This is a genomic window from Brevibacillus gelatini (genome assembly GCF_050920745.1).
Classification (GTDB): domain Bacteria; phylum Bacillota; class Bacilli; order Brevibacillales; family Brevibacillaceae; genus Brevibacillus; species Brevibacillus gelatini.
Genome location: NZ_CP154342.1, coordinates 2,272,081 through 2,278,184 on the forward strand (window position 1 = coordinate 2,272,081; position 6,104 = coordinate 2,278,184).

4 protein-coding genes are annotated in these 6,104 nt (G+C 52.9%); all 4 read right to left on the bottom strand.

All coding sequences use genetic code 11. The features are described 5' to 3' along the window. Positions 1-92: 92 nt before the first annotated feature. Genes AAFJ72_RS11240 through AAFJ72_RS11255 form a run of 4 tightly spaced genes read right to left on the bottom strand, consistent with a single transcriptional unit; the run spans position 93 to position 6,081 of the window. Positions 93-1,682, bottom strand: a complete 1,590-nt coding sequence (locus AAFJ72_RS11240) for an alpha/beta hydrolase (RefSeq protein ID WP_432774037.1) — start codon at positions 1,680-1,682, stop codon at positions 93-95. A 49-nt stretch (positions 1,683-1,731) separates the two neighbouring features. Beyond that, positions 1,732-2,544, bottom strand: a complete 813-nt coding sequence (locus AAFJ72_RS11245) for a thioesterase II family protein (RefSeq protein WP_432774038.1) — start codon at positions 2,542-2,544, stop codon at positions 1,732-1,734. After that, positions 2,510-4,297 carry an ABC transporter ATP-binding protein gene (locus AAFJ72_RS11250; protein ID WP_432774039.1) on the bottom strand — a complete coding sequence of 596 codons (1,788 nt, stop codon included), beginning with the start codon at positions 4,295-4,297 and terminating at the stop codon, positions 2,510-2,512. The genes AAFJ72_RS11245 and AAFJ72_RS11250 overlap by 35 nt, the downstream gene beginning before the upstream one ends. Before the next feature lie 2 nt (positions 4,298-4,299). Next, positions 4,300-6,081: an ABC transporter ATP-binding protein gene (locus AAFJ72_RS11255; RefSeq protein ID WP_432774040.1), complete on the bottom strand. Its 1,782-nt coding sequence runs from the start codon at positions 6,079-6,081 to the stop codon at positions 4,300-4,302. Positions 6,082-6,104 lie beyond the last annotated feature (23 nt).

Sequence of the window (6,104 nt, forward strand, 5' to 3'; positions counted from 1 at the left end):
CTTGTGGATCTATAGTCAAACAGGACATGCTTTTTCACCCTGAAAAGAAAAAAACGACCCCGTAAACAGGGTCGTCCATCGTTTATCGCCGCTTATTTTTCTAATTCTCCATCCTCATCGGTTACAGCAAAGTTGTAGTTGACCGAGCGCGTAAATGGCTCGCCGTCTTCATTGATGCCTGTCAAGTCAAAAGAAAGATTGTACACACCTGGCTTGGTGGGGACGGCAAAATTGCCTGTCAGCTCATCGCCTTTGATGGAAAACTTCACCTGATCGAGCACACTGGCCTTTTTGCCGTTGAGCGAGCGCGTTACATTAGCTTTTTGCAGCATGGAAGCATCAATCTCGCTGTTCCCTAGCTCGACGGAAATTTTCGCTTTGTCGCCCTGCTGGAATACCTTTTTGTTGGCCTTTACCTTCGCCTGTTCGCCGCCTTCAATCTGGGCAACCATGAAGAAGGCATCGTCTTCTCCCTCTACTTCAAGCGTCCACTCGCCCGCTTCCGGCTCGTCGACTTCAATGAAATGATGCACGGCGTCGCTGAAAATCGGGGGCTCGTCCTCTGCTCTGTTCGTTTTGCTCAAGTCTGCCTCGTATTCTTTGCCGGACGGGCTGATTAATGTCACTTTTGTATCTTTCGACGACGTCATCGTGTCGAGATTCAGTTTGTCAATGCCGCTCTCCAGGAAGAACGTTTCCGATACCTTGTCCTCTACTTCGCCACCGCGCAAAATGAAGGAGCTCTCTTCCGTGGCAGAAGCTTTTTCCTTGGATTTTCTTACCTGGTTCGGCTGCTCCCGAAGTGCCGCGGTTGCTTTTTTCAACTTAGGCTCGACCAGATTCCACGTTTGGGAGGCTTTTGCCATTTGTCCGTGGGAAATGTTTTTCGTAAAACTTCTGATCCCGTATGGCAAGCCAAAAGCAGAATCTACGGAAACAGCGCCGTCATCTTCACCGGGAAGAACCGCATGGGCGAACCAGGTTGCGCTAAACATGCCATCGTCGCCTGTTCCGGCAGACATGTAGGTAGTCGTGTAGCCATTTTCGCTGCGGTGGTCGGTCTGGGAACGGAAATTGGCCATGTAGGATGTTTGCAAGGAGTACACGGCATCGTCTTTTTTCCCGAGAATATCGGCGAGCCACCCTGCCCAATTGCTGTATGCCAAGTCTGCCAATTCTGAACCTTTATTCGGGGTAGACAGTTGATGAACGACGTTGACATACGGATAGGCGCCGTAGTGGACAAGCGCGGTTTGCGTATCAATGCCGCCTTTGGAATGCGCAATGATGTTGATTTTGGAGACGCCGTAATGCTTCGCTACCTTTTTGATGACTTCGGCGAGCTTGGCTCCGTTTGTCCACATGTTGCCGCCGGTACCATCGGCGTCTTTCAGTTGGACGAAAGCGGTGCGATACCCGGCGTTATAGGCTGCATCATAAAATCCGTCTGTCGTGTACCAGGTTTTGTAGTTGGAGTGCAAGCCTTGGACGAAGAGAATCACCGGCTTGTTGGAGGAATTGGGCGGGACAGCCCCCGTGTACCAGTCGCCGAAGTTGCCATTCGGGTTGTCGTCATGCAGCACCGGAGCAGGAGCTGCCGCGCTTGCGACATTGGGGGAGATCAGTGCCGTCGTCAGCGTGACGGCTGCCAGCATGCGGGACAAAGATTTTTGTTTCTTCATCGTAACACCAACCTTTTCAAGATAGGATTTATTGTGCCATACCCCTTAGCTAGTAAGGGGCATGGATTGGCACCACCGTTTCTACTTGCAAAACATGCGAAATGATTTGGAGAATCGGTTCTATCTGATGATGAATGAAGAAATGACCGCCAGTCACCGGGTAAAACTTGCACGCGCCCTGGCAGTAGTCGCGCCACGCCAAAATGTCTTCGAGCGCGATGGAATCTTTCGTTCCGTACAGCACAGACATGTTGACGGGTACCTGACGAGGAAGGCTCTGGTCCATTTCGTACGTCTGCACGGCTTGAAAATCGGCGCGCAGGATGGGCAAAAACAGCTCCAAGAGCTCTGGATTGTCCAGCACGTCGTCAGGAGTGCCGCCAAGCCTGCGCAACTCTTCGACAAATTCGTCATGCGGCAGATGGTACGTCTTTGCCAGCTTGTGATACGCATGCGGTACACGGGAAGCGGACAAAAACAAATGCTGCGGCAACGGTTCGCCCCTCTGCATCAGCTTTCGCGTCAGCTCAAATGCGACCAGACCGCCCATGCTGTGGCCGAAGAAGGCAAATGGCGATCCGTCCAGTTCGGGCGTGATCCTGCCGTACACATCCTCCAGCAGCTCATAAAAGCTGGTGGGGAGGTGCACCGCCCCATTCTGCTGCAGCGCGCGTGGGCGCACCTCGAATGGGTAGATGTCCAAAAAGGTCGGCGGAAAACGCGACTTCCAACTGTAATAGATGCCAGGAAGTCCGCCCGCATACGGAAAGCAAAACAGCTTCATCTTTTTCCCCCAATCTTTTTTGATGGATAGAGGCAAAACACGGTCAGGCAAGGCCCGCGCTGCTTTTTGCCAGTTCAAGGGCAGGTCTGTCCTTTTTCTGCTGCACTTCATACATGCTGGCGTACAGGCCGTTTTTAGCCAGCAATTCTGCATGCCGACCCTGTTCCCTGACTTTTCCTTCGTGCAAGACGTAAATCATGTCTGCATGTTCAACAGTCGACAGACGATGAGCGATGACCAAAACCGTTTTTTCCCGCATAAGCGCAGTCAACGCCCGCTGCACCCAAAATTCCGACTCCGCATCGAGCGCAGAGGTCGCTTCATCGAGCAACAGAATCGGCGCATTTTTCAAAATCGCTCTGGCAATCGCAATACGTTGCCGCTGTCCTCCTGACAGCTTCGCGCCTCGCTCACCCGTCCGCGTCTGATAGCCGTCCGGCAGCTCCATGATGAAATCGTGCGCGTAAGCAGCTTGGCTCGCCCTCACAACTTCTTCTTCCGTCGCATCCAGACAACCGTAGCGGATATTTTCTTCAATCGTCCCCTCGAACAAAAAGGCATCCTGGGGCACGTAGGCGATCAGGTTTCTCAGCTCTGCAATCGAATACTGTCCGAGCGGTTTTCCTTGCAAGGTAATCGAACCGTGAGCTGGCGGGTAATAGCCGAGCAGCAGCTTCATGACTGTGCTTTTTCCGCCGCCACTCGTCCCTACCAGCGCCGCCATTTGGCCTCGTCCGACTTGCAGCGACACTTCGTCGAGCACGTTTGAATCGGCAGTGTAGCCAAAGACGACCTGCTCCATTTTCACCATGCTGTCGTCATCCCGAGCCTCAGTGGAGTCCAGCTGGTACTGGCTTGGTTCAAGCGGCTCCTGCAGGAACCCGACAATGCGCGAGGCGCCTGCAAGCGATCCTTGCAGCGTCGTGATAACCTGACCAAGCTGCAAAAAGGCCAGCGTCACCAGCATTTGCTGCTGCACCAGAGCGACGAGTACGCCGAGCCCGATCACTTGTTTGGCAACCAGCATGATTCCGAGAACGAGCATGCCCCCGAAGCTTACAAACTGGATGAAAAAGTTCGTCCCTTCCAGCAGCGCGTGCTTATGGCCCTGCTTGATGGCAGAAGCGGTCACTTCCTCATTGGCTTCTGTATAGCGCGCCGTCACAACCTTCTGTAAGTGAAACATTTTGATGACGGGCAGGCCCGACAAAAAATCGCTCAGCCGTTCGGTCCCCACCCCCAGCTGCTGCTGCAACTGATCGCCAATGCGCCGCACGGACTTGGCAAACAGCGTATTTACATACAAGGTCAGTGCGCTCACGAAAAGCAGGACGATGGCAATTTTCCAGTCCAAAGCAAACATCCCGGCGATCGAGCCAATCAGCGACAGCAAAATGATGCACAACGTTTTCAGTTGTTCAGCGTAAGCCCGCTCCATCAGTTGGACGTCGTTGCCGAGTCGCGACATCGTATCGCCCGAATGGTGCTGCTCGTAGTAGGCAAAAGGCAGACGGCTCAGTCGCTGAAAGACGAGCAGCCGAATGTTGGCAATCACCTCGCGGACGCATCGACGGTACATATAGCTGAAAAAGGGGGAGAGCAGGCTGAACAGAAGGAACATGGCAGCCATGGTCACAATCGCTCGTGTGAGCAAAGCCGGGTCTTTTGTGTTCGCAAAATCCGTCAGGTCTTTAAAAACGAACGGCAAAGCGACCAAAACGGAAGCTTGCCCGATTCCATCGCCCAACAGCCCCAAAAAATACGCTCGCTTTTTTGCTTTCATCAGCGACAGCAGTTGCGAAAGCTCCTGCATCAATTTCTGGATGAACATCGCTATACCCCCTCTGCTGCCAGCACACCTTGCTCCTCTGTGGCAAACTGTTTTTGATACAGGCGGGTGTACACGCCGCCTTTGGCGAGCAAGTCGAAGTGCGTGCCTCGTTCGACGATTTGTCCTTGCTCCAGGACAAGCACTTCATCCGCGTCCTTAATCGTGGAAAGCCGATGGGCAATAACCAACACCGTGCGGTCGCGCATCACATTTTCCAGCGCCTCCTGCACGAGTGCTTCCGATTCGGTATCGAGGGCGGATGTCGGTTCATCGAGCAACAAAATCGGGGCATCCTTCAAAATCGCCCTGGCGATGGCAATGCGCTGTTTTTGTCCGCCAGACAGCCGGGAGCCTCGTTCCCCCACTCTTGTTTCATAGCCTTCGGGAAGCTCCATGATGAAATCATGCGCATTGGCCGCTTTGGCTGCGGCAATAATCTCGTCGCGCGTGGCGTCAAGGCGACCGTAGGAAATATTTTCGGCAATCGACACCGGAAAGAGCGTCGTATCCTGCGAAACCAATGACAGATGGCTGCGCAGCGCTGCCAGATTCCAGTGATCCAGAGAATGCCCGAACACTTTGATGCACCCCTCGCCTGGTTCGATTTGGTAAAACCCGCACAACAATTTCAGGATGGTGCTTTTTCCGCTGCCGCTTGCTCCGACCAATGCAACCGTTTTGTTTTTGGGAAGGGCAAAGCTTATGGCGTCCAGGATCTTCGTCTGGTCGTAGGCAAACGTGACGTTTTCAAACTGTACCGGAACCGCTTTTGGATCAACAGAAATCGCAGGCAGATCGTTTTGCTCCACAGGCTGCAAACATATTTCTTGCAGACGCTTGGCTGCTCCGGATGTTTCCTGGACCTGGGCAAACAGTACGGGGGCAAGTGACAACGGCTCGATAATAAAGTGAAGCAAATAGCTGAAAATGACCAGGCTGCCCAAGGTCAGTTCCCCTGTCTGGATCAAGTAGCCGCCGTAGGCGACAAAAAACAGAATGGGAGCAGAAAACAGCAAAATTCCGGGAGCGGTCATGAAAGCTCGTTTTTTCTCGGCCAGTATCCCGTTTTTCAGCACTTGTTGCATGCCTGCTTCGTATTTGCGGTACATCACGTCTTCCAGTCGGAACGCTTTTACCATGTGAATCCCGGACAACGTGTCCTGGACAATGGCGTTGGCTTGTCCCAAATGATCCTGCATGCGCGCCGCATACGTTTGCAACGGTCTGCTCATCGCCCCTGTGACCGCAATCGCAACGGGCAAGATCGCGACACTGAACAGGATGAGCTTCCAGTTGATCGACAGCAGCAGGGCCAGTGCCCCAATGAACACGACTGGCAAATAAAACAACTGGTAAAAATGCTGCTGCAAAAAGCTTTGCAAAATTTGCGCATCACTCGTCAGACGAGAAACGAGATCGCCCGAGTGGTATTTATCCATGGTGGACATGGGGACTTGTTCGAGATGTGCCGCCATTTTGTTTTTCAAATCCCGCATCGCTCTTGCGCTAAATCTTGCCGCCGAGTACGTAATGAAATATTTCGAGAAAAATCCGACGATGGTGAGACACAAAATGATGAGGGCGATCCTGACCAGCTTGTCGAAGTCGCTGGTGTATTCAACCATGCTTTGAATCAGTACCCCCATCCAGATGTCTGCCACCGCTACGAGTACCGAAGCAAGGATGCAAATGAATACCCAAATTCGGTAAGGCTTTACAAACGACAGCACCCAGCCAAACACGGAGTTGCTTCTTGTGTGGGAATCTTGCTTCGTAAAAATCATGTGCGGCTCCTCTCCATGGATGT